Origin of the sequence: Shewanella kaireitica (genome assembly GCF_023284045.1) — a bacterium.
In the GTDB taxonomy this organism is placed as follows: Bacteria; Pseudomonadota; Gammaproteobacteria; order Enterobacterales; family Shewanellaceae; genus Shewanella; species Shewanella kaireitica.
The window spans coordinates 396,919-418,696 of sequence record NZ_JAKIKQ010000003.1 but is presented as its reverse complement, the minus strand read 5'-3'; the positions used below and the strand labels follow the sequence as shown (position 1 = coordinate 418,696).

The 21,778-nt window shown below is 42.4% G+C and carries 23 protein-coding genes; 11 read left to right on the top strand and 12 right to left on the bottom strand.

Annotated elements, in window-relative coordinates; all coding sequences use genetic code 11:
* The first annotated feature begins 131 nt into the window (after nucleotides 1-131).
* On the top strand, nucleotides 132-1,046 hold the full coding sequence (locus L2730_RS06745; RefSeq protein ID WP_248973886.1) for a LysR family transcriptional regulator: 915 nt from the start codon (nucleotides 132-134) through the stop codon (nucleotides 1,044-1,046).
* A gap of 42 nt (nucleotides 1,047-1,088) precedes the next feature.
* On the opposite strand, the gene queF is transcribed toward L2730_RS06745, so the two are convergent.
* The gene (gene queF / locus L2730_RS06740) at nucleotides 1,089-1,946 is read right to left on the bottom strand and encodes an NADPH-dependent 7-cyano-7-deazaguanine reductase QueF (protein WP_248973885.1); all 858 of its coding nucleotides are present in this window, start codon (nucleotides 1,944-1,946) and stop codon (nucleotides 1,089-1,091) included.
* 58 nt (nucleotides 1,947-2,004) lie between these two features.
* Here queF and syd point away from each other — a divergent pair, with 58 nt between their 5' ends.
* Nucleotides 2,005-2,652, top strand: a complete 648-nt coding sequence (gene syd, locus L2730_RS06735; RefSeq protein ID WP_248973884.1) for a SecY-interacting protein — start codon at nucleotides 2,005-2,007, stop codon at nucleotides 2,650-2,652.
* 62 nt (nucleotides 2,653-2,714) lie between these two features.
* On the opposite strand, the gene L2730_RS06730 is transcribed toward syd, so the two are convergent.
* On the bottom strand, nucleotides 2,715-3,488 hold the full coding sequence (locus tag L2730_RS06730; RefSeq protein WP_248973883.1) for a Zn-ribbon-containing protein: 774 nt from the start codon (nucleotides 3,486-3,488) through the stop codon (nucleotides 2,715-2,717).
* 5 nt (nucleotides 3,489-3,493) lie between these two features.
* Nucleotides 3,494-3,844 (bottom strand): hypothetical protein, encoded by a 351-nt coding sequence (locus tag L2730_RS06725; protein WP_248973882.1) that lies wholly within the window; start codon nucleotides 3,842-3,844, stop codon nucleotides 3,494-3,496.
* A 150-nt stretch (nucleotides 3,845-3,994) separates the two neighbouring features.
* On the opposite strand from L2730_RS06725, the gene L2730_RS06720 reads away from it, so the two are divergent.
* Nucleotides 3,995-4,366, top strand: coding sequence for a DUF3192 domain-containing protein (locus L2730_RS06720; protein ID WP_020913578.1), 372 nt, complete (start codon nucleotides 3,995-3,997; stop codon nucleotides 4,364-4,366).
* Nucleotides 4,367-4,383: 17 nt separating this feature from the next.
* Here the strand turns inward: L2730_RS06720 and L2730_RS06715 are convergent, their stop codons facing one another.
* Nucleotides 4,384-4,614, bottom strand: a complete 231-nt coding sequence (locus tag L2730_RS06715; RefSeq protein ID WP_248973881.1) for a DUF2789 domain-containing protein — start codon at nucleotides 4,612-4,614, stop codon at nucleotides 4,384-4,386.
* 329 nt (nucleotides 4,615-4,943) lie between these two features.
* Between L2730_RS06715 and L2730_RS06710 the strand changes: the two genes are divergently transcribed.
* Both L2730_RS06710 and L2730_RS06705 read left to right on the top strand, forming a co-directional pair.
* Nucleotides 4,944-5,582, top strand: a complete 639-nt coding sequence (locus tag L2730_RS06710) for a GNAT family N-acetyltransferase (RefSeq protein WP_248973880.1) — start codon at nucleotides 4,944-4,946, stop codon at nucleotides 5,580-5,582.
* Nucleotides 5,575-5,880 (top strand): Mpo1-like protein, encoded by a 306-nt coding sequence (locus L2730_RS06705; protein WP_248973879.1) that lies wholly within the window; start codon nucleotides 5,575-5,577, stop codon nucleotides 5,878-5,880. The genes L2730_RS06710 and L2730_RS06705 overlap by 8 nt, the downstream gene beginning before the upstream one ends.
* A 2,292-nt stretch (nucleotides 5,881-8,172) precedes the next feature.
* Here L2730_RS06705 and L2730_RS06700 read toward each other — a convergent pair.
* Nucleotides 8,173-8,538 (bottom strand): hypothetical protein, encoded by a 366-nt coding sequence (locus L2730_RS06700; protein ID WP_248973878.1) that lies wholly within the window; start codon nucleotides 8,536-8,538, stop codon nucleotides 8,173-8,175.
* Between the two features lie 34 nt (nucleotides 8,539-8,572).
* Nucleotides 8,573-9,463, bottom strand: a complete 891-nt coding sequence (locus L2730_RS06695) for an oxidoreductase (RefSeq protein ID WP_248973877.1) — start codon at nucleotides 9,461-9,463, stop codon at nucleotides 8,573-8,575.
* Nucleotides 9,464-9,755: 292 nt separating this feature from the next.
* On the opposite strand from L2730_RS06695, the gene L2730_RS06690 reads away from it, so the two are divergent.
* Nucleotides 9,756-10,673 (top strand): helix-turn-helix domain-containing protein, encoded by a 918-nt coding sequence (locus tag L2730_RS06690; RefSeq protein WP_248973876.1) that lies wholly within the window; start codon nucleotides 9,756-9,758, stop codon nucleotides 10,671-10,673.
* A gap of 226 nt (nucleotides 10,674-10,899) precedes the next feature.
* On the opposite strand, the gene L2730_RS06685 is transcribed toward L2730_RS06690, so the two are convergent.
* Complete coding sequence (locus tag L2730_RS06685; protein WP_248973875.1) at nucleotides 10,900-11,298, bottom strand: DUF3301 domain-containing protein; 399 nt, start codon at nucleotides 11,296-11,298, stop codon at nucleotides 10,900-10,902.
* Nucleotides 11,295-12,308, bottom strand: coding sequence for a DUF3549 family protein (locus tag L2730_RS06680; protein ID WP_248973874.1), 1,014 nt, complete (start codon nucleotides 12,306-12,308; stop codon nucleotides 11,295-11,297). Before L2730_RS06680 ends, L2730_RS06685 begins: the two co-directional genes overlap by 4 nt.
* Nucleotides 12,309-12,432: 124 nt before the next feature.
* Between L2730_RS06680 and L2730_RS06675 the strand changes: the two genes are divergently transcribed.
* The 4 genes from L2730_RS06675 (at nucleotide 12,433) to purU (ending at nucleotide 15,613) form a co-directional block, all read left to right on the top strand.
* On the top strand, nucleotides 12,433-12,774 hold the full coding sequence (locus L2730_RS06675) for a YqcC family protein (RefSeq protein WP_248973873.1): 342 nt from the start codon (nucleotides 12,433-12,435) through the stop codon (nucleotides 12,772-12,774).
* Nucleotides 12,771-13,607 (top strand): tRNA pseudouridine(65) synthase TruC, encoded by an 837-nt coding sequence (truC, locus tag L2730_RS06670; protein WP_248973872.1) that lies wholly within the window; start codon nucleotides 12,771-12,773, stop codon nucleotides 13,605-13,607. Before L2730_RS06675 ends, truC begins: the two co-directional genes overlap by 4 nt.
* Nucleotides 13,608-13,883: 276 nt before the next feature.
* Nucleotides 13,884-14,345 (top strand): flavodoxin, encoded by a 462-nt coding sequence (locus L2730_RS06665; RefSeq protein ID WP_248973871.1) that lies wholly within the window; start codon nucleotides 13,884-13,886, stop codon nucleotides 14,343-14,345.
* Between the two features lie 434 nt (nucleotides 14,346-14,779).
* Entirely contained in the window at nucleotides 14,780-15,613 is an 834-nt protein-coding gene (purU, locus tag L2730_RS06660) for a formyltetrahydrofolate deformylase (protein ID WP_248973976.1), read from the top strand.
* A gap of 52 nt (nucleotides 15,614-15,665) precedes the next feature.
* On the opposite strand, the gene L2730_RS06655 is transcribed toward purU, so the two are convergent.
* From L2730_RS06655 to map, 4 genes are all read right to left on the bottom strand, one after another.
* Nucleotides 15,666-16,007: a DUF3718 domain-containing protein gene (locus L2730_RS06655; protein ID WP_248973870.1), complete on the bottom strand. Its 342-nt coding sequence runs from the start codon at nucleotides 16,005-16,007 to the stop codon at nucleotides 15,666-15,668.
* Nucleotides 16,008-16,217: 210 nt separating this feature from the next.
* Entirely contained in the window at nucleotides 16,218-17,042 is an 825-nt protein-coding gene (gene dapD, locus L2730_RS06650) for a 2,3,4,5-tetrahydropyridine-2,6-dicarboxylate N-succinyltransferase (RefSeq protein ID WP_020913565.1), read from the bottom strand.
* A 34-nt stretch (nucleotides 17,043-17,076) separates the two neighbouring features.
* Complete coding sequence (glnD, locus tag L2730_RS06645) at nucleotides 17,077-19,632, bottom strand: bifunctional uridylyltransferase/uridylyl-removing protein GlnD (RefSeq protein ID WP_248973869.1); 2,556 nt, start codon at nucleotides 19,630-19,632, stop codon at nucleotides 17,077-17,079.
* Nucleotides 19,633-19,849: 217 nt separating this feature from the next.
* Nucleotides 19,850-20,650, bottom strand: a complete 801-nt coding sequence (map, locus tag L2730_RS06640) for a type I methionyl aminopeptidase (protein ID WP_248973868.1) — start codon at nucleotides 20,648-20,650, stop codon at nucleotides 19,850-19,852.
* A gap of 294 nt (nucleotides 20,651-20,944) precedes the next feature.
* On the opposite strand from map, the gene rpsB reads away from it, so the two are divergent.
* Nucleotides 20,945-21,673: a 30S ribosomal protein S2 gene (gene rpsB, locus L2730_RS06635; RefSeq protein WP_020913562.1), complete on the top strand. Its 729-nt coding sequence runs from the start codon at nucleotides 20,945-20,947 to the stop codon at nucleotides 21,671-21,673.
* The last annotated feature ends 105 nt before the right edge of the window (nucleotides 21,674-21,778 follow it).

The window sequence follows — 21,778 nt, the reverse complement described above, 5'->3', positions numbered from 1 at the left end:
TTCTAAACATGATTTGAGCTAGAACCGAGTCAATACAAATTGAATTGAGGCTAGTGTAGAGTGCTTGTGTTATTTAGTAATTATCGCTAGATTGTAATTTAATATTCATGCTGTAAATAATATTGATCCCAATGCCGCAAACTAACCAATTTGATCTGAACCTATTTCCGGTATTTCTTGCTGTGTATCGCTGTGGTTCATTTAGCCGAGCAGCCGAACAACTCGACTTAACGCAATCTTCGGTGAGTAACGCGATAAACCGTTTAAAAAAACAGCTAGGCGATGAACTCTTTATTCGGGTAGGCCGCGGAGTGGAGGCGACTTCTGCTGGGCATAACTTGTATCATCAGCTGGATAGTCACTTTAATGCTATTGATGATGTGGTCACTGCGATGGATCAATTTGATCCTAAACTGCATTCACGACAGTTTCAGGTGTATGCCAATGAAGTCATTATGCAGTTATTACAATCGCCAATTGATAAATTAACCGCTGGGCTTGCTGTCGATATTGTTTTTAAGGAGCCGCCGTCGAACGAGGAGTTACTTCAGTCAGATCTGCAATTTGAACGAGTGGATCTCGCGATAGATGTTATGAGCCAAATACCGTCGTCGTTAAATGCTAGTTTGTTAATGTGTGATAAATTGGTATGTGTGGCGAGAAAAGATCACCCGAGAATACAAGGGCAATTGAGCTCAGATGCATATTTCTCAGAAAAGCACGTAGTGTTTAAGATGCGCCGTTCAAATCTTGCTATCACCGAGCTGTATAGTGAAACGGTTTTACCGCAACGTAAAACCTATAGTGAGCAATCTTCGTTATTAAGTATGTTGGCGACGACATCTAAAACCGATGCCATCTCAGTGGCATCTTCTCGTTACCTTAAAGAATATGCGCAGCTATTTGATTTGGTGCAATATCCGCTACCTTTTGAAACAAGGGCGATAGAATATCATTTGATTTGGAGTAAAAAACTGCAGCAAAACAAGGCTAATGCTTGGTTAAGAGAGCAGATCAATGAACTCGTCCAAACATTAGCGCTATAAAACCGAGCTCTTGATTAAGCCCGGTTTTTTGCCTCAGACCGCTTACTGTCTGGCTAGGCGATGGTTGTCGGCAGGAGTTTCAAAGTCACTGCGATAGGGGTTGATATCTAAGCCGCCTCGGCGAGTATATCGTGCGTAAACCGTTAGCTTTGCACATTGACAGAAACGTTTTAGATCAACAAAAATGCGCTCGACGCACTGCTCATGAAACTCATTGTGCTGCCTAAATGAGATCAAGTAGCGTAGCAGTTTCTCACGGTCAATTTTTGGTCCTTGATAACGGATCATTACCGTGCCCCAGTCGGGTTGAGAGGTGATTAAACAGTTTGACTTAAGCAGGTTAGAGGTTAATGTCTCTGCGACCATCACTTTGTCATCAACACTGTCGACTAAATAGTCAGGATTAAAACTATAATCATCGACTTCTATATCGAGAGCATCAATACAAGTTCCTGGTAACTCGACAATACGTTGATGGCTAAATTGCTTAGGTTCGATGACTTTAACACTAACGTCGCCCTGCGCGCATTCGCATAGGTCATTTCTTAAGGTCGTTTGCACCGCTTGTACATCATCAAATCTAGTTTGGTTGAAGCTGTTCAAATACAATTTAAATGACTTTGATTCAATTAAGTTAGCACTTTGGTAATCCAAACTGAATTCTGCAATAGCGACCATTGGCTTGCCTTTGGCATTTAACCAAGAAAGTTCATAGCCAGTCCAAATATCATAGCCATGAAAGGGTAATTCATCAGTAAGGCCGATTGCATCGCGGTTTAATTTACGCGGTACACCCTGTAGTAAAGAAGCATCATACTGCTCTTGATAGCCAGTCGACTTTCCTAGTGTGAGTTCTGAAAGTTCGGCTGCGTCACTATAGGGATCATGATGTTTTGTCATCAATACGGTTTCCATGTCAAAATAGACCCTTATTATAACTGATTTTGGAATGGCTTAAGTGTCTTCTTTACCTGCTCTGGATATTTTTTTAAACGACTATCAACAAGCTTACCTCGATACATTAGGTGAGCACCCTCGTTACTATGCGCAGCAACAAGCGTCAGAGTGTATTGTCGGTGATGTTGACGTTGAAACAGAAGAGGCGCTGCAGTGGAAGAGCGTTGTTCGAGTTGATACGGGACGATTTGATAATATTGAGCATGCGCTAGAGCTGTCTTTACATGACGATATTAATGCCTTTTATGGCTCTCATTTTGCCGCGTCACTAATGTTTGACTCACAGTGGGGTACAGGAGAGCTGTTGCAAGCTTGGAGTCAAAGCGATTTTGAGCATCTACAGCAAAATATGATTGGCCACCTGATGATGAAAAAGAAGCTTAAACAGGAGCCTACTTGGTTTATCGGTGTGTTCGATGATGAAGACAAGATGATCACGGTAAACAATGCTGATGGCAGTGTATGGATTGAAATCGCTGGGCAAGCCCAAAGTGTTAAGTTAGCGGACTCTTTAAATAGCTTTATCAGTGAGATTAGCCCCCGTGTCACCCCACCTGTTAAGCTGGTGGAGGAAGTGATACCAGCCTATGATCATCCAGGGATCTGGCAACGAATGAAGATAATGTGGCGAAATTTACTGGGTAAGTAAGCCCCTTGCTTCAATAAAAAGCCTGAATAACGTGTTTATTCAGGCTTTCTTATTGAATTTTATTACAAATGATCCCAAGAGATATTCGATACGATACGGCATGTGTCGCAGCGAAAATGGAACATATCCAGTAATGGCTCATCAAGCAGCCATTCGTTACTGCCACATTTTGGGCAACAGCGTTTTTTCTCATTGGCGAGACTTTCACCGCCAACACGATAGAGATAATAGTATGTAGGGATCTTGGTCAGATATTCAACTCTGCCGCGCAGATCCCAGCCTCGTCTAAACAGATCGCTCTGATGGCTTGTTAACTCTTCCAGTGCTGCGAATTCTGCTTTTGTCGCAGCCGCCATCTGTAGTTCATCACATGCTTGCCATTCGGTCTGCCAACGGATCATGCGTTTATGATCGCCATTGGCAGTAGCTGGTATTTGATAAAGTGGTATAGGCTGCAGCGTATCGCCATTTCTCAGTGGTGAACACATATGCACATAGCTGGTATAGAGTAGTTGCCAGGTTGGCGTTTCTTGGCTTGAAACCTCTGAGTTAATATCCTGGCCAATATATTTTTCTCGTGGGGCAAGTAGTTTAGCGTCAGTCAGTTCGGATAGTGCCTTTTCAACCCATGGGCTGTTAAAACGCTTTGCAAGACTGCTTTTTTCTGGGGTTAATAAGCGAGCTTTAAATTCACCATCATTAAAGGCTACAGCAAATTCTCGGCCAAGTATTTGACCATTTGCACGGTAAGCCTCTAATAGCCCATTAATCGCTTTTTCAGCAGCTGTGATGGTGGTGTTGTCAAAACACTCAAACCTTAATTCAACGACGTGCATTATCTCTATTTCTCACTGGTTTTATTGGCTGCCGATTCAAGTATGGTCAATCTTTGCATTACTGCTTTTAGCTCTTTTTTAAGTAGCACAAGCTCTTGCTCCAATTTGGCAACTCTATGTTGTTCGTCAGCAGACTGTTGTTGCAGCTCTTCTTGTGCGGCAGCATTGACTTGCGCTGTTGTTTTGATACTGGCTTTGTCAGTATCACTCATCGATTTGTACTGTTGTAGACCTTGGATCAGGGTTGGCATCGCCACGCTGATCCCTAGTTTGGTTTTTATTAACGCTAGAGTAGGGTTTTTACCTTCATCGCTAAGCTGTTTTGCGGCGCAGAGTACTTGGTCTAGTGGGCTCATCGTTGGTTAAATTCCTTACTCTGTAATAGTCTATTTAGTTAAAACGGCTAACATGGATTATTTAAACCACATTAAAACAATCACTTAACTGTTGGCACACTGTTTGCTTTATTGAAGTTTATAAAATCAAAATAAATACAGGAAGTTAAAGTGAAAAAAAATCTACTAAGTTTAGCGTTTTTTGGGATTGCAAGCATAGGGCTAACTGGCTGCGTGATCAATGTTGGCGATGGTGAATCAGATTGGGACAACAATGGTTCTTGGCAAAAAACACAAGAAATTAATCGCGGCAATCTAGCTAAGATTTCATTAGGTATGTCTAAAGACCAAGTGACGACGCTTATGGGGACAGCCGATTTTAATGAAGCTTATATACAGCAAGATAAAGAAGTACATGTACTATTTTACCGAACTCAACGTTTAAAAGGAGACGGTAAAACCACTAAAGACGAATGTACTCCTGTTGTCATTAGCAATAATATCTTAGTGGGTTGGGGCGAGATGGCTTACAGCAAAATATAAGCGTTACTCCCGCCAAGTTACTTTCTTAATAAGGTGTCCAGATGGTCAATAACATCAGACCACTGGGCATCTTCAGCCAATGCTTCTGCTAAAAAATGTCGTTGCGATTCGCTCCAAAAGTCAGCTTGCTGAATAAGGAGCCCCTCTGGTAATTGGTGCGTTTTAACAAATCCCTCAATGGAATTACTATCACTTTGCAAACCTAATTGCTGAAATAGATGTTCAAGATCTCCCTGGGTGGTATCCATGCCGTTATCTCCGTTGAAAAGTGTTTGGCTATAGTATGGCTCAAACCTCTTACATCTGCTTTTTCAAACGGGTTCAATGCCTTCTATCGCTGCGTTACGAGCTTTTCAGTTAGCGAGCTATGCATTATAACTCAAATCTTGCCGCAAACCATTGAATTATAGTTGAAAACAAGTTCGATAACTCAACGGGTGTTAGTCTCTGGTTTACCATGAAAAGCTAAAGCATAATCGTTAAATAGCGGCCGCTATTGTTTGCTTTGATTAATAATTGCACTTTTTGTAAAGCTTGATACATTGGTATTGTGTGATCTCGTTCAAGGAAAATAATAATGGAAAATCAAGCCACGGAAGAGTGCCGAGCAGTATATCTAACAGCTGAAGATTTAAGAGTCGCCGCTTCAATTCTTTATAACGCATATCATGATGACCCTTTCTTTATGGACGCTCTATATCGTAATGATACTGCTCAGTATGAGCAAAAGTTGCGCGGTGCAATTCGTGAGGAGTTAAATGAGTTGTGGCAACAAGAGCAGGGATTGATAGGTATATTTTCAGATGAGCGACTTATTGGAGTCGCCTGCATTGCGACTCAGCAAGTTCCGCTTGGAGAAGCGCGTTACTGGCATTGGCGTTTAAAAATGCTGATTAGTGCTGGCTGGCAATCAACTCAAGCTTGGATCAAAAAAGAGCATCAGATAGTAGAAAGCTTACCGAATGCTAACTGTGGAATTATCCAATTTATTGCTGTTTCAACTAACGAACAGGGTAAAGGGTACGGCAGCCAGCTTGTTAAAACAGTACTAAGTTGGTGTGATGAACAACCGCATCTCGATGGCGTTGGTGTATTTGTCAGTGAGCCTGCCCATAATAAGTTATTTGCAAGCCATGGCTTTGAAAAACTTGAACAATTAGCGATAGGTAACGTGGCTGGAGAGCTGATGTTTTATCGAGGCCAAAACAATGAGTAAGCGGTTTAATAGTTTTGCGGAGTTCTATCCGTTCTACCTTTCGCAGCATCAAAATAGTATTTGCCGAACTCTGCATTATATCGGTAGTTCTCTGGTTATTTTGATGCTGGTGATGACACTCTACTTAGGCCAATGGCTGCTACTTTTGTCGCTTCCTGTTATAGGGTACGGATTTGCGTGGCTAGGGCATTTTCTATTTGAGAAAAATAGGCCTGCGACATTTGAGTATCCTTTCTACAGCTTACTGGCTGATTGGGTTATGTATTTTGCTGCTATCCGTAGGAAAATTAAACTGTGATCTCCGTTTAGTTTCACATTGTTGTAAGAGATCTCTTACTTTACTGTGGGATATCAAATTAATTTGTTGTTGGTACTACCCTTTATTTATAATTTAGTCCTTTAAAATCATATGATTATGATTAAACCCAATTGCTGCAATAATGTTACAACTTTGAGGGCTGGTAGTATTCGCACTTTTTACGCGTAATGAGCAGATATACTTACCTTAAGAAATCGCGAGAGATACCGCTGTGGCTTTACTCAATATTAGCTGCCGTATTTGTGTCGATTGTTAGATTTGGTTATATCAGTCAATAAGTATGTTAAGCCACTAACTTAAGGATAAGTTAGTTTAATATTGGTAATACTTGATTAGTTATCGGCATTGTAGAGCTTAATTATTAACCACATACTTATTAACGAGTTAGGAATTTGCAGGATGCAACCAGGACAACCTCAGGAAGAGGAATTTAGCTTAGGATAAGCTGATAAATGGAGTTTGTACCATGTGTACAAGGAGCTAAAGGGATTTACAAGGAAGATGCAGGATGCACGTTAACCAAGGATGATGCAGGGAGCACATATATAGCGGGAAAGCTAAAAGAAGCTAGATCTGGGCGCACCGAAAGGTGCGCCCTTTCTTTTAGTTAAATATATCGTTTGATGATTTGCTCGGTTCCATGTGAGAGATCTCTTACAGCTTCGTGCGAAATAAGGGCTTTAAGTTGCTGCTATATAGTATTCTTTAGATAAATACACCTATAAATCAGTATCTTGTGGTTTATTACTGATGTGTGACTAATGTGAGCTAATGTTAAATTATCGATCTTTAGCTAACATTTGTTCGATTTTGACTTATTATTTGATTGTGCAAGGACGCATGTGGAAAGGATTCACAGATTAGGAAGAGCTAAAAAGTGACGAAGGATTCGCACTTAATATGGATAACTATCATGGACGGGGCTTTCAAGGATTGATTGCCATAACGACCAAGGAGCGGTTAAACAATCCAGGATGGAAGGTTTACTACCTCGGAAGGTAGGATGCTACGGATAGTTAATGAATGGACTCTCAAGGATGATGTAGGACACGCTCAGGATGAGCAAGCTTAGTAAATGGATTACTAAGAAACAGGGATGAGTACCGTAAGGTACAAGGAAAAATGGATACATGGATGGGCAGGGAGCCAAGTTACGCATGGATGGTGCAAGGAGCATGAAAATAGCAGGATGAGCTTACAAAGTAATAGCGAAGGCGCGTCTCCTCTGGGGCCGCGCTTTTTCTTTGGCTATATTTCAATAATCGACGCTGGATTTACCCTTTACTCATCAATCGAGTGCTATTCAGCTGCATTGAGCTTTTTCAAGTCGCCGTGAATATATCCCTATAAGCGCTGCTAAATCATCCATGATTTAGAAGCTTGTACAGGCCAACTCAGATAAATACCTAGCAAACACATTTTAATGATTAAGTCGTTATTGGACAAAAGTTTGTTGGTGCTTAAAGCACTTCTGCATCTAAAAGCCAAACCAATCAAACTTCGTTTGATGTAAGGTCGTGGCGCTTCGCCCACACCCGAGCCAAGGGGGAAAGCGCTTGTCCCCCTTAACAAACCCTCAGCGCCCCAGACGAAGTTGTCTCCCTTGTACCTATTCGAAATAACCTAACGCTTCCGATGGGACATCCTGTCCCGCGAAAGCTATGCCCACTTCCGTGTGGGCATTACGGCTATTTCTTCAACGCACTTCGGCAACTCCGATGGGGAGTGGGTGTATTGGGTGAGTCTGTAATGGTTGTTAGTCACTAAATATCTGCCCAACGGGCAAGCTCATTATTGGACAGAAATGCGTTAGAGATGAAGGACAGCTGTGCCAATTACGGATATTTAGTGTTTGGGGGCAGATGTTATTAAACGTCGGATAAGCCACCATTGCTGCCACTGGACTTTTATCTCTAAGCACTAGCCTTTGCCACATTGCTGACGGTTTGATTTTGAGCTAGCAGAGATCAACCAACGCATAAAACTGAATGCTAAGATCTGACGCATTAAAATGCACACGCCGGAAAGCAGACGTTTGCAACTCTTAGATTGCGGCTTTTCAGTTATTCGATTGAGTTCTAAAGAGGAAGGTAAGATATCAGGCTCGATCCGTCGGCAAAGTGCCAGCAACGGCCGTTTAACAGTAACTTAGTATATTAAATCTAGTTGCAATAGCGGACATTCACCTAGCTCGGTTTTGTACATTTCTGAATCAGTGGTATTGCTAATTTAGCAATCAATGAATTAGTTTAGATATGGACAATCAACTGATTATGTGTGTTGCTTCGCATACCAAATTCCGAAACCAATGACCAATACTAGCTCAACAGCAACCCACATCCAATGCCTTGGTACGGAACCATCAAGGAAAATACCCATTACGCGCGAAATTAGTGCCCCTAATGTTAATGTCATGCCTAGTGCAGCAACAGTAAACAAATATGGGGTAATTTGATGATGAAGGATGAGCAGCATGCCCGCCCCCATTAGAAAGCCCCACCGGACTCTTCTTTCAACAGCTTGGAAGGCATCCTCAGGGATGGGTTTATTACTAACTAGCTCAGGGTTATAGCTGAGTATCCCCCCTAGCAATACAATGATAAAACCCACCACCTGTAAAACTATTTTACTGTCCATAAACATACTTAGCGCAATGTTCCTGTATCATCGTTTAATAGTTTATTCCTGTTAATTCTTCAGATAGCATCCAAAGCCTTCGTGCGGCTACGACATCGTGTGACTGCTTGCTTGATTCTACCTTAATGGGTGCGCCATGTAGTTCAAAGAAATCCTGTGGGCCGAAGAAATCACCCGAAGATGCACTTTCGTCTGTTGCAGCTCGTAGTGTTGGTAGTGCCCCTATTTCTTTACTCTGGCCGAAAAAGATATTTAAAAATTTCACCACGCCACGCTGAAGTTCCGATGTCGTCCATCCCGGATGAGCTGCTGTAACCATAGGGTTGTTACCTTCTGATTCAAGCCGTCTTTTCAGCTCATAGGCAAAGTAGAGGTTCGCCAGTTTGCTATCTGCGTACGCCGTAAAATTACTGTATTTTCGCTTTTCCCAGTTCAAATCATCCAAATCGATCTTCGAGGCCTTATGTGCGCCAGCAGAAACTATCACCACACGGGAGTTCGGTGTCTTCTTGAGAGTCTCAAGTAAATGGCCGACCAATGCAAAGTGACCTAGGTGATTCGTCCCCATCAGAATTTCAAATCCGTCATCAGTCTTGGCATACGGGCACGCTACTCCTGCGTTGTTGATCAGTAAATCAAGACTGTCGAAAGTTGCTAAAAACTGTGAACTAAACGCTTGAATTGAGTGAAGACTGGAAAGGTCCAACTGCATAACCGAAATGTCGGTGTCTGGGTAGTCTGCTCGAATTTCCGCAGCTACCTTCTCTCCTTTTGATACATTTCTAACCGCAAGTACTACCGTCGATTGTTTTTTTGCTAGCACCCTAGCAGTTTCCTTTCCTATCCCGCTGGTTGATCCAGTCACAACTGAAATCCTGCCTTCTTGAGTAGGTATGTCGTCAGCACTCCAAGGTTTATTGGCCATGAACTTTATTCCTCATTTTTTTAGATGGTTGGGCTACTTCGAAACAAAGCCTTGAGCAAAATGCAGTTAAATTCGAAGGGTTTCATAATCGATAGAGTAATATTAAGAGACATGACCAAAAGTAGCAGTGCACAAATCTGCAAGAGTTGTATACAAAATAACGAGTCGAACCGTTTCGAATTTTTGTATACACTTAAAGTTAATTTGTGCGCTGAACTTTCTATTCAACTAGACCACAATATGTATCAGAGCTAGGTAGCTGCCGCTAAAGGTTGTACGATAAGGTTAAACCATGAAACACTTCCATTTTGATACCATTAAACAACTCAATGCTGTTCTCGGTATACGCCCACCCGAGCAACCTTTAGTTGATGTAATGAAACTCAATCCAAATAGTGACGACAATCAATTACTGAGCGGTGAAAGCATTTCACTCACTACCAGTTTCTATGCTATATCGTTTAAACACATCACGTCAGGCGAAGTCATGTACGGTCGTACCCAATACGATTGTTCAAATGGTACAATGCTGTTTATTGCTCCCGGTCAAGAGCTGACTGCCAGCGGTATAATCATTGACTCCGTTGCTCGCACCATCTGCTTTCACCCTGATTATATCCGTGGTCACAAGCTGCAAGACGAACTTAAGCAATATCATTTTTTCAATTATTCTGTTAACGAGGCTCTACACCTTTCACCAAAAGAAGAGCAACATATGATCGCAATGTTTGATGCGCTTGAGGCAGAAAACAACATGACACTAGATGCCTTTAGTAAAGAGCTTATTTTATCGCAAATCAGTACCTTATTGGCGTACGCCAACCGCTATTACCACCGTCAATTTATGATGCGTAAAGAGGCCAATACCTCAATATACGATCGGTTTTCAAAGCTTTTAGATGCTCGCTTAGACGCTATCATTCAAGAATCTGCCGCAATTCCTGAAGTAGAAGAGCTGGCGCAAAGCATGAATATGACCAGTCGATACCTAAGCGATGCCTTGAAAGCTGAAACAAGTAAAACAACGAAGGATTGGATTCATTATGCTCTGATTGATAAGTCAAAAGATCGCTTACTCTCTAGTAAGGACTCCGTGGCGACCATTGCCTACAGTTTAGGCTTTGAGTACCCACAATATTTTTCCAGATTATTCAAAAACAAAGTTGGGGTGACCCCTTCAGAGTATCGATTACAAAACATCCGCCACTAACAGCCTAGACTTATAACAAAAAGCATTAAGAATACTAATGGTTAGGAAAGTTCTATCTGGCTCACCTTGGGGCATTTCCGCGTTAGCGTCTGAAAGGCCTAGCCCTAGTATCAAATGAAAATACAGATAAAAAATGAGCCAGTATCGCTACTGGCTCATATATAAGGATATGCGATTAACCAAATGGTCAAGCATTAAAAGGCTGATAAAACCTTGGTCACTATGGTTACTTACATCCGCCTGAACTGCAGTTACTTTTACCGCGTCCACCACCACAACCACCGCCAACAGAACCGCGGGACTCTGGCGCATCGTGCCACTCTGGCTCAGGGAAGATAGGCCACTGCACTTTTTGAATCTTTTTGCCGTGCATCCATAAGCTGCCACGGTACTGGTTAATACCGTCAGTACTGAATTCAAATAGGTACTTTACCTTCCAAGTGAGCCCGGTACTGCCACCAAGACTTGGCTTTGCGGTTTCTTGAGCGATAGCAAGCAGTTGTACTTTCTGCTTTTGGCACTCTTTAGTGGCAAACATACGGCTCATTTCAGCCATCTGTCTTAACTGCCAAAAAAATGCAGCGATAACCACTACCGCTACGATTAATAAGAAATCTGTCATCATGCTTTCATTACCTTAAATAGGCCGCCAATAGCTGCAGAAAGTTCTGCACTTCGGTTAGGGTTTCGCAGTTGAGTAAGCAATTGCGTGCGAATTAATGGTATAGCCACAATATCAGCAAAAATCTGGTTAAAGAAGTGTTGTTCTTGTTTCGCAAGTGCTTCTAAGTAGATCTTGAGAGTTTGCTCATCTTTTAGCGCAGACCAGTTACGTGCTGCAATGGTGATCAGCATGTCGGCAGATAAGCCTTCGACAGAGTCTAGATGTGCAATCGCTTTTTGGCTTTGCTCTGTATGTGAAGCTAGCGCTCTTAACAGATAGGCTTGCTGCTCGATTGGCGCCGCTACAAACTTATCAAACACTATTGTTGCGAGTGTGTCGTCGATATTAAGATGCTCTAAACACTGACACATAGCAATTTGCACTTCAGCTGCAGCGCTGTCAAAACTGGTGTTGATATGTTGCTGATGGTCAAGCTCACTGGCTCGTACACAAACGTCAGCAATTCCCTGCATACCGATGTTTTGCCATTGGTCTGTAGGATGTTGTCCTGACATATATTGGTAAGCAAACTCATATTGTGCTGACGCTTTTTCGCCTAGTTGCTTGCGCACTAATGCGTTAAATACTGCTAATTTTTCTTGAGTCGGCTTAAAGTTAAATGGGTGGTTTGCCAGTTGCTCTTGCTGTTGTTCTGTTAAAGGTTGAGTTGGATCTCTGCCTAAGGCTTCAATGATCATCTTGATGAACTGTAATCTTGGAGCCGGTGAAAGCAAACCGCGTTCATCCAATGCTAACTTAATGAACCAAATGTAATGCTGTTGGCTGGCATCCCAAAAAACGATAGCAAACTGCGCATGGCCTTGAATGGGAGAGGGGTACGGCGTGAGCAGCTCCTCTATCTGGTGAAAAGCCATCATATCGATATGTTGTACTCTACGGCCCAAATCATAAACTTGGAACTGAGTGTTAGCGGTCTTTAAGAATTGGCTGAGGGTCGTTATTTCTGTCATATCGTTATCGAGTGTCGGTGAATTAGGGCGTATTATAGGGATAAGTCGAGCTAGATGGTATCATCGCGAGCTAAATTTCCTATGCTAGGCATAGCCCGGTGCGCATTTCTGTGGAGCCTTATTTGTGATAGCCGTTAAAACACGAGAGTTGTTAGTCGCATTAGAGGCGGAATTAGCAGCGCAAAACTTGTTGAGCATTGAGTCTCCAACAAAAGAAGCTTTAGCGAGCAGCGCTCCTTTTGCTTGTGATGTGATGCCATTTGAGCAGTGGTTACAGTTTATTTTTTTACCCAAGATGCACACTATACTCGACAGTAACTTGGCGTTGCCAAATGCAATATCAATCGCACCAATGGCGCTGCATGTTTGGGAGAATGAAGAGAAACACCAAACTTTAATTGGTTTAATCCAGGCTATAGACTCCTTGCTAAGCGGTAATGGTGTGACAAAAGAGATTATTAAATGACTGATGAAACAAAACAAACAGTAGATAGCGAAAATGCTGAAGAGCAATTGCTAACGGAAGAGGTTGCTCCTCATATCGAAATTTTGTTTGAAGATGATGATGTTGTTGCTATTCATAAGCCAGCAGGCCTGTTGGTTCATAGAAGCTACTTGGCGAGGAGAGAGCGCTTTTTCGCGATGCAATTAACCCGAGATAAAGTCGGTTGTCATGTGTTTCCTGTGCACCGTCTAGACAGACCGACTTCTGGTATTTTGTTATTTGCTAAAAGCAGTGAAATGGCAAATGCTCTGTGTGAGCAGTTTGCCTCTCACTCGATTGGTAAAGAGTACCTTGCGATAGTGCGTGGCAATATGCATGAAGCCGCGACACTAGATTATGCGCTCAAAGAGGAGCTGGATGATGTAGCGGATAAAGATGTCGACCCAAATAAGGCGGCTCAGGATGCTGTGACTTCCTATAAACCGCTGCTTAACAGCGAAATCCCTTATGCATCGGGGCGCTATGCAACCAGTCGCTACGCACTAGTGCATCTATCACCACATACTGGCCGTAAGCATCAGCTTCGCCGTCACATGGCACACCTGCGTCATCCAATCCTTGGCGACACAACCCATGGTGATGGCAAGCAAAATAAATTCTTTAGAGAACACTTCGGTATAAACAGACTGTGGCTAATTGCTAAAAAGCTCAGCTTTAATCACCCTAGAACAGGTGAAAGAGTCGCGGTTGAAACCGAACTTGAGCAAGAGTGGTTTACGCTATTTGATGAGCTAGGCTGGAGCGAGGATACGTTGTCGGGATCCAACAATAGCTATCAAATAGCTGTTAATTAAGACGTTGCTTTTGTGGTGCCAGTCAATTTGCTGGCATTCACTGGTAAGCTATCATTAGCGGGTACTGAAGATCTTAAGCATTGTACCGTGTGGAAATAGCACATTCTTCTGATATGGGCTGATCGATTAAGATGCTTTCGGTGCTTTTGTCTGCAAGAGTGTTTCATTAAGGCTTATCCTCGTACATTCGCTTTTAATTGCGGCAGGGCTTGCAGCAATGTTCATCGATACAGTATGTTAAGGATATAACTAAATGACTTTTAGGCGAAGTAAAACATGAAAAAAGTGAATCTAGTTTTTGGAACAGTTTACGGTGGCGCGCAATACGTTGCAGAGACTCTGCAACAAGCTTTAACTGAGCTAGGGCGAGAAGCCGTTTTATATCAAAGTGATGAGTTAGTAGGCTTTGTACCACCTCAAGATGAGCTGCTGTTAATGGTGTGCTCTACCACGGGGCAGGGCGATCTACCTGATGATATTCAATCATGGTTTTATGATATGCAGTCAAAAGCACCTTATCTGCCGGAGCTTAAATTCGGTATTATTGGTCTTGGTGATTCAAGCTATGAAACCTTTTGTGGCGCTGCAGAGCAGTTAGCGAGCTTATTTGAAGAGTTGGGCGCTAAACGCTTAGGCGATTTTTTAAAAATTGATGCTGGTGAGACGATGGAACCGGAAGTTGAAGCATTAGCATGGCTACCAAGTTGGAATGCGCTTGATAACGAATTGGCAGCCTAAGTTTGTTTATTTGAGGCTGAGTAGAGCGATATTCAGCCTTGTTACAATCATGACTGCTGGTTTTTGATTTACAGTTATTAAAATTCAATTTTCACTTTAGATTTATGCGCTCGATGTCATTAACGCTAGATACAAAGCGTTAAGCATGCACTATCACTGCTAAATTACACTTCTATCATTCTGCTTTAATGGCAACACACTTCTATATAAATATTCTCCCTTAATTTCCTTTATTTAGATTATTAAACCAAAGTTAATGTGAAATCATCATTTAAGTAGAACTTGTGTTGATGAATCTTTAGTTTGTTAGCGGTTTATAGTGATAACGGCTTAATCTAGGTTGTCTCGACTGTTTAAGCCTCTTAATGTTGAGCATGGTTCATGTCATTCGTGGCATGATTTTTCTAGTAATCCCAATGGCAGCGAGAAAGTATATGGAACGAAAGGTGTTGATTATTGACTGCGCTGATGCGCCGGGGCTGATTACGAAAATCACCGCAGCGTGTTTTGAGCATGGTCTTAATATCATTAAAAATAGTGAGTTTGTAGATAATTGCCAAGGCCGTTTCTTTATGCGAACGGAACTTGAAGGTCACTTTGATTCGCCACGTTTACTTGAAGCATTACGAGCGGTATTACCACAGCAAAATCATACTAAGTTAGTTGATGTAGGAAAGAAGCGAATAGTGGTGATGGTGACTAAGGAAGCACATTGTATTGGTGATCTGTTGATAAAATCCTATTCGGGCGCTCTCGATGTCGAGATTGTTGCCGTCGTGGGTAACTATGATGTGCTTGCACCTCTTACTGAAAAGTTTGATGTGCCATTTCATCATATTAACCATGAAGGTTTGAATCGCACTGAGCATGAACAAGCGATGCTTAAAGTGATAGCAAATTATGAGCCTGATTATTTAGTGCTTGCAAAGTTTATGCGAATTTTAACGCCAGAATTTGTCAGTCATTATCCCGATAGAATCATTAATATACATCACTCATTTTTACCGGCTTTTATTGGGGCGTCGCCCTATCGCCAAGCTTGGGAACGTGGGGTTAAAATTATTGGCGCTACGGCTCACTTTGTGACTAACTCGCTGGATGAAGGCCCGATTATTAAGCAAGACGTTATTCCTGTTGATCACAGTTATAGCGTGGAAGCATTGTCTAAGTGTGGCCGAGATGTTGAGAAGAGTGTATTAAGTAAGGCTTTGCAATTAGTGATTAATGAAGACGTAGTAGTCTATGGCAATAAGACCGTGGTTTTTTAATTAGCGCGATCAAAAAAGAGGCTAGAGCCTCTTTTTATTTTAGTCAGCAATTTTAGAAATTGACTACGTATAGGTCGCTGTCTTGCTCAGTTTGTGCGATATCTTTAATAGTTACTTTACCTATAGCATAAGGGGCTATTTTGGCCGCTGTTTTTTCTGCACCAGCGTTAAGGGCAAAGTTATAGAATGATTCACCATTACAAACCAGTCTTGGGAATATTCGGCTTTTGTTAATACGATAACTTTTCATTGTATTGTTGAACTGATAATTACTGTTACTTGCGCCTGCTTTACACACTGATACTAGTGCTGTTTCCATTTGCGGCGTCATTGCTGCATTTGCGCTAAATGTCATTGCTAGCGCGGCGCCTGCTATTGTGAGTGTTTTGAACATGTCCTGCTCCTACTCTTCCATTGGGGTTCATCATTGAGTAAAGCGCATTACAGACTGTTTATTGTAACGATTGTGTAGCTAACTGTATCAAGGTGTGGAATCGGGATCATTGTATGACTGAGGGTAACAAAATGTGTCAATTTAGGTGGTTTTCATCATGCAAAAAAAATCCCACTTGATAGTGGGATTTTTAATTAGCCAAAAAGTAGATTAATCAACAATGCGCAATAGCTCATTGATGCCTACTTTCCCGCGTGTCTTAGCATCAACTTTCTTTACGATGATTGCTGCGTACAAGCTGTATGTGCCGCACTTCGACGGTAAGTTACCAGATACAACCACAGAGCCTGCTGGAACGCGACCGTAATGAACTTCACCAGTTTCACGATCAAAAATACGCGTACTTTGGCCGATGTATACGCCCATTGAAATAACACTGCCTTCTTCAACAACGACACCTTCAACAATTTCTGAACGTGCGCCGATGAAACAGTTGTCTTCAATAATGGTTGGGCCAGCTTGTAATGGCTCAAGAACACCACCAATGCCAACGCCGCCAGATAGGTGCACATTTTTACCAATCTGGGCACATGAACCTACTGTCGCCCATGTGTCAACCATTGAGCCTTCATCAACAAAAGCACCAAGGTTTACATAAGATGGCATTAACACTGTATTGCGGCCTATGTATGAGCCTTTGCGCACTGCCGCTGGTGGTACAACTCGAATCGCTTCTTCTCTAAAGCGAGCATCGTCATAGTCAGCAAACTTCATTGGCACTTTATCGAAGTATTTGGTTTCGCCGCCGTCGATTACACCGTTATCGAAGATTCGGAATGAGAGTAGCACAGCTTTTTTTAGCCACTGGTGAACATGCCATTCGCCGTCAATTTTCTCTGCGACTCTTGCTTCGCCTTTATCTAGCATTGCAATGACATTTTCGACATCGGCACGAACACTTGGCTCTACTGATGTTGGACTGATCTCTGCGCGAGCTTCAAAAGCCGCCTCTATACGTTGGCGTAAAGCCTCCATTAACTTCTCCTGGTATTTTGGTTATCAATATATCTTAAAGTGCACTAGTGAGTGCTTCTCGTAATTTAATCTGTTGAGCTTCATTTAACTGTTCGCCATCGGCTGTTTGCAACAGAAAGAAATCTTCCGCTCGCTCACCAATGGTGGTGATCTTTGCTGCCAGTAGTCTCACTTCGCATCGAAACAATACTTCGCCTATCCTAGCGAGTAACCCGGGTGCATCTAATGCTATGAGCTCCATCATACTTGTACCATGACGGCGGGTCGGAGGGAAACTGACTTGAGTGGCTACTTTAAAAGGTTTCATCTTTCTTGAAAGATTTCTGAATTTCGGTAACTTTGGCGTATCACTACTCAGCGCTTTAATTAACGTTTTCTTAATGCCTTGAATACGTGAGAGTTGTGATACAGGCTTGCCATCTTGTTCTAAAATAACAAAAGAGTCTAGTGCGTAGTTATCTTTAGAGTTCATGATCGTTGCGTCATGCACATTGATATTTTTGTTATCTAAAATAGCCATCACAGTGGCAAACAGCTTGGGTTTGTCCTTACCGTATATAAACAGCTCAGTGCCGCCTCTGGTGGTATGCTTAGAAATTAGCACCAAGGTTTCATCATGCTTATGCTTTATGATTGCTTCAGCATGCCAGGCTATTTGATTTGGTTGATGGCGCAAAAAGTAGTCTGCTTTAAAGCGTTGCCATAATAGATCTAAATCTTTCTCTTTTATGCCACGGCGTAAAAGCTCTTTTTTAGCTTTTGCTTGATGTTCGCGGACTCGACCTCTGATATCAACTGGTTTTTCTTTGCCTCTTGCCAATACTCGCTGAGTGCCAAAATAAAGGTCGCGAAGTAGTGAGCCCTTCCAACTATTCCAGGTTTTTTCATTAGTCGCACAGATGTCGGCGACGGTGAGACAGTACAGGTAACTGAGATGAACCGCATCTCGCACTTTTGCGGCGAAATCGCCAATGACATCAGGATCTGAAATATCGCGTCTTTGAGCCGTTACCGACATAACAAGGTGATGCTCAACCAGCCAACTTACCAATCGTCCATCATGATCATTCAAGCCATGTAGTTTGCAAAACTCAAGTGCGTCGACGGCACCCAGTTTACTGTGATCACCACCGCGGCCTTTACCGATATCATGAAAAATTGCAGCTAGGACCAATAGTCCCTTTTTAGGCAATTGGTTGATGAGTACCGAGCCGAGTGGAAACTCCTCTTTTTGCTCTGGTTGAGAAAAACGCTCAATATTGAGTAAAAGTCTATGAGTATGTTCATCGACAGTATAGGCATGAAAAAGATCAAACTGCATCTGACCTTCAATATTTCTCCAAGCGGGTAGGTAAGCAGATAAAATGCCATGTTTATGCATCAGTGACAGAGCAACAATGCCACGAGGGTGGCGTAATATCTCCATAAAAATGTTTCGGCACTGCTCATGGAACATTAAGGCTTGAGTCTGAGCTCTTCTTGCTTGTCTCAAGCTACGTAGCGTTACTGCGTAAATGGCTTTGATATTTGAATTTTTGGCGACACAAAGAAACAGTTTTAGAATGTTCTCCGGATTATCAAATAGCGCTGGCTGCAAGCTTTCTATGAATTTTCCACATCGCTGAAACTGCTCATTTATTGGTACAACCTCTAAGGCTTTTATATGGCCTAATGTTGCGCGCTTAAAAAGCTGCAAAAGCATCTGGTTAAGTTCCATTACTCGTCTTACTGTACGGTAATAGCGTTTCATCATCTGCTCTACAGCGAGCTGAGTTTTATCTTCATAGCCCATTAAATCGGCGACTTGCCGCTGCAGATCAAACAGTAGTCGATTTTCATCTCTGCCAGAAATTAAATGCAGGCAGCAACGTAATTGCCATAAAAAATCTTGGCATTCGAGCAACTCATCCAGTTCATGTGGCTCAAGAAAATCGTAAACGACTAAATCTTCTAACTTATTAGCATTGAAGTGCCGCATTGCAACCCAAGCAACGGTTTGAATATCTCGAAGACCGCCAGGGCAACTTTTTAAGTTGGGTTCTAAATCGAAGGCGTTAGCTCTTTCGTGTCGAGCAATCTGCTCATCACGCTTAGCGACATAGAAGTCACTACTCGGCCAAAAATCATCTTGGCGAATATTGTAATATAGCGTGCTATAGAGTCCTTGCGGGCCGCAAAGTAGACGAGATTCAAGTAAATTGGTGGCGACAGTAATATCACTGCGACCTTGCGCCATGGTTTCATCAATAGAGCGAACGCTGTGACCAACCTCGAGGCCAGCATCCCAGATAAAGGTAATGAACTTCCCCAGCGCCTGCTCAGCTTGCTCGGTTAATGCTCCGTCAGTAAGAAACAGCAAATCGACATCAGATTGCGGGTGCAATTCCCCGCGACCATAACCACCTACTGCTACAAGTGCGATAGCGAACTGTTCTAGACCATGGGAGACCCACTCTTTTTGCAATAGTGCATCAACATGTTGACAGCGTTCGCTGACAATCGCGCGAATATCAGATTGACTATTAAAAGAGTCTAGCAATGTGTTGTTTAAGTCGATAAGAACACTTTTTGCTGTTTGGGCACTGTTCATCAATATTTTCTTTAATGCGCTTTACTGGAAGTGTGCAGTGATTATCTATGCAAAAAAAACAAATGAGAAGTGCTTTATCGCTATAAATACTATCGCGGTGACAAACAATAGACAGGAAACGGAGTTTAGTAAGCTAAGCGCTCTATTTATTTCTGGATGGGAAGCCGTCAGCACAAAAAAAGGCGTGATAAATCACGCCTCTCACATGTATCAATGCTTAGTGATTGATGGTACGAGGAAGATCTTTTTCCTCTTCACGTAGGGTTAGCACTTCAACACCTGTTTTGGTGACTAACAAGGTATGTTCCCATTGGGCTGAATTTTTGCCATCTGAGGTGGTAACCGTCCAGTTATCACTTTTATCAAGCACGCTAGTGTGACGACCTGCATTAATCATAGGTTCAATGGTAAAGCACATACCGGCACGCAGTACGGTTTTGTCATTGTTTTTATAATGCATCACTTGCGGCTCTTCATGGAATACTGCGCCGATACCGTGGCCGCAATAATCTGTGACGATGCTGTATTTCTCTAGACCGGTCTTCTTAGATTTAATGAACCTTTCGATTAAGGTTCCAATTTCACCGAGCTTCATACCAGGACGGACTTTTTTGATGCTGGCATATAGACTTTCTTGTGCGATACGGCAAAGGCGAGCGTTCTTAGGGCTAACATCACCGATTAAGAACATTTTAGAGGTATCGCCGTGGTAACCATCTACGATCACCGTAATATCGATGTTGATGATATCGCCATCCACAAGGGGCTTATCATTTGGAATACCATGACAAATCACATCATTTACAGAGGTACAGATAGATTTTGGAAAGCCATGATAATCAAGAGGAGCCGAGATTGCGCCGTTATCTTCAGTAAACTTGGCACATATGTCATTGAGCTCATTGGTGGTGACACCTGCTTTTACGTGAGGAGCAATCATTTCTAGAACTTGGGCCGCCAATTTACCTGCAGCGCGCATTTTTTCAATCTCTTCTGCCGTCTTAATTACAATACTCATTCAACTGTCTCTTCTGTCTTTAGATTTGCTGTCTTTCAATAAAGGCTATTATGCCCTAAAACGACGTAAATATTTGTGCTTTTTTTCAAAATATGGTATAAAGCGCGCCGTTATGTTTGACTCTTGTTGTTCGCCCTTAGGGGAACTGCGGAGTTAATATGGCCGCCATTATACATGGCTAATTGAAAATACTAAATCACACACATATCGACACATTCTTCGGGGTGCCCCTAACCGGGTCGAAGATATGGGATATGTGGAGGTCTAACCCCCTAATTATTTAAGGTAAATAAAATGACTACAGTTTCAATGCGCGACATGCTACAAGCCGGTGTTCACTTCGGTCACCAAACTCGTTACTGGAACCCAAAGATGAAGCCATTCATCTTCGGCGCACGTAACGGCGTTCATATCATTAACCTAGAGCACACTGTGCCTATGTTCAATGAAGCATTAGCGTTCATCAGCAACATCGCTTCTAAAAAAGGTAAGGTTCTTTTCGTTGGTACTAAGCGTGCTGCGAGCGAAGCTATCAAAGAAGCTGCTGTTTCTTGTGACCAGTTCTACGTAGATCACCGTTGGTTAGGTGGTATGTTGACTAACTGGAAAACAGTTCGTCAATCAATTAAGCGTCTTAAAGATCTTGAAAGCCAGTCTATCGACGGTACTTTCGACAAGCTTACTAAGAAAGAAGCGCTTATGCGTACTCGTGAACTTGAGAAACTAGAAAAGTCTCTTGGTGGTATCAAGAACATGGCTGGTCTTCCAGACGTGATCTTCGTAATCGGTGCTGACCACGAGCATATTGCTATTAAAGAAGCTAACAACCTAGGTATCCCTGTTGTTGCTGTTGTTGATACAAACTCTTCTCCAGACGGTATCAACTACATCATTCCTGGTAATGATGATGCTATGCGTTCTATCCGTCTTTACACTGAGTCTGTTGCTACTGCTGCTAAAGCGGGTCGTAACCAAGACCTAGCTGTTCAAGCTGAGCAAGACGGTTTCGTAGAAGCTGAATAATAAGTTTGATGGTTTTTTCCATCTCCCTTATTAACCAAGATACATGATTGGTGAGCAGGGGCGATTTCACTCATAGTGATTAGCCCCTGTTCTATATCTATTGAA

Excerpts from the sequence above, each read along its gene's own strand:
- L2730_RS06745 (WP_248973886.1), top strand. The coding sequence starts at position 132 with ATGCCGCAAACTAACCAATTTGATCTGAACCTATTTCCGGTATTTCTT.
- queF (WP_248973885.1), bottom strand. The coding sequence starts at position 1,946 with ATGACAAAACATCATGATCCCTATAGTGACGCAGCCGAACTTTCAGAA.
- L2730_RS06730 (WP_248973883.1), bottom strand. The coding sequence starts at position 3,488 with ATGCACGTCGTTGAATTAAGGTTTGAGTGTTTTGACAACACCACCATC.
- L2730_RS06725 (WP_248973882.1), bottom strand. The coding sequence starts at position 3,844 with ATGAGCCCACTAGACCAAGTACTCTGCGCCGCAAAACAGCTTAGCGAT.
- L2730_RS06715 (WP_248973881.1), bottom strand. The coding sequence starts at position 4,614 with ATGGATACCACCCAGGGAGATCTTGAACATCTATTTCAGCAATTAGGT.
- L2730_RS06710 (WP_248973880.1), top strand. The coding sequence starts at position 4,944 with ATGGAAAATCAAGCCACGGAAGAGTGCCGAGCAGTATATCTAACAGCT.
- L2730_RS06705 (WP_248973879.1), top strand. The coding sequence starts at position 5,575 with ATGAGTAAGCGGTTTAATAGTTTTGCGGAGTTCTATCCGTTCTACCTT.
- L2730_RS06700 (WP_248973878.1), bottom strand. The coding sequence starts at position 8,538 with ATGGACAGTAAAATAGTTTTACAGGTGGTGGGTTTTATCATTGTATTG.
- L2730_RS06695 (WP_248973877.1), bottom strand. The coding sequence starts at position 9,463 with ATGGCCAATAAACCTTGGAGTGCTGACGACATACCTACTCAAGAAGGC.
- L2730_RS06690 (WP_248973876.1), top strand. The coding sequence starts at position 9,756 with ATGAAACACTTCCATTTTGATACCATTAAACAACTCAATGCTGTTCTC.
- L2730_RS06685 (WP_248973875.1), bottom strand. The coding sequence starts at position 11,298 with ATGATGACAGATTTCTTATTAATCGTAGCGGTAGTGGTTATCGCTGCA.
- L2730_RS06680 (WP_248973874.1), bottom strand. The coding sequence starts at position 12,308 with ATGACAGAAATAACGACCCTCAGCCAATTCTTAAAGACCGCTAACACT.
- truC (WP_248973872.1), top strand. The coding sequence starts at position 12,771 with ATGACTGATGAAACAAAACAAACAGTAGATAGCGAAAATGCTGAAGAG.
- L2730_RS06665 (WP_248973871.1), top strand. The coding sequence starts at position 13,884 with ATGAAAAAAGTGAATCTAGTTTTTGGAACAGTTTACGGTGGCGCGCAA.
- purU (WP_248973976.1), top strand. The coding sequence starts at position 14,780 with ATGGAACGAAAGGTGTTGATTATTGACTGCGCTGATGCGCCGGGGCTG.
- L2730_RS06655 (WP_248973870.1), bottom strand. The coding sequence starts at position 16,007 with ATGTTCAAAACACTCACAATAGCAGGCGCCGCGCTAGCAATGACATTT.
- dapD (WP_020913565.1), bottom strand. The coding sequence starts at position 17,042 with ATGGAGGCTTTACGCCAACGTATAGAGGCGGCTTTTGAAGCTCGCGCA.
- glnD (WP_248973869.1), bottom strand. The coding sequence starts at position 19,632 with ATGAACAGTGCCCAAACAGCAAAAAGTGTTCTTATCGACTTAAACAAC.
- map (WP_248973868.1), bottom strand. The coding sequence starts at position 20,650 with ATGAGTATTGTAATTAAGACGGCAGAAGAGATTGAAAAAATGCGCGCT.
- rpsB (WP_020913562.1), top strand. The coding sequence starts at position 20,945 with ATGACTACAGTTTCAATGCGCGACATGCTACAAGCCGGTGTTCACTTC.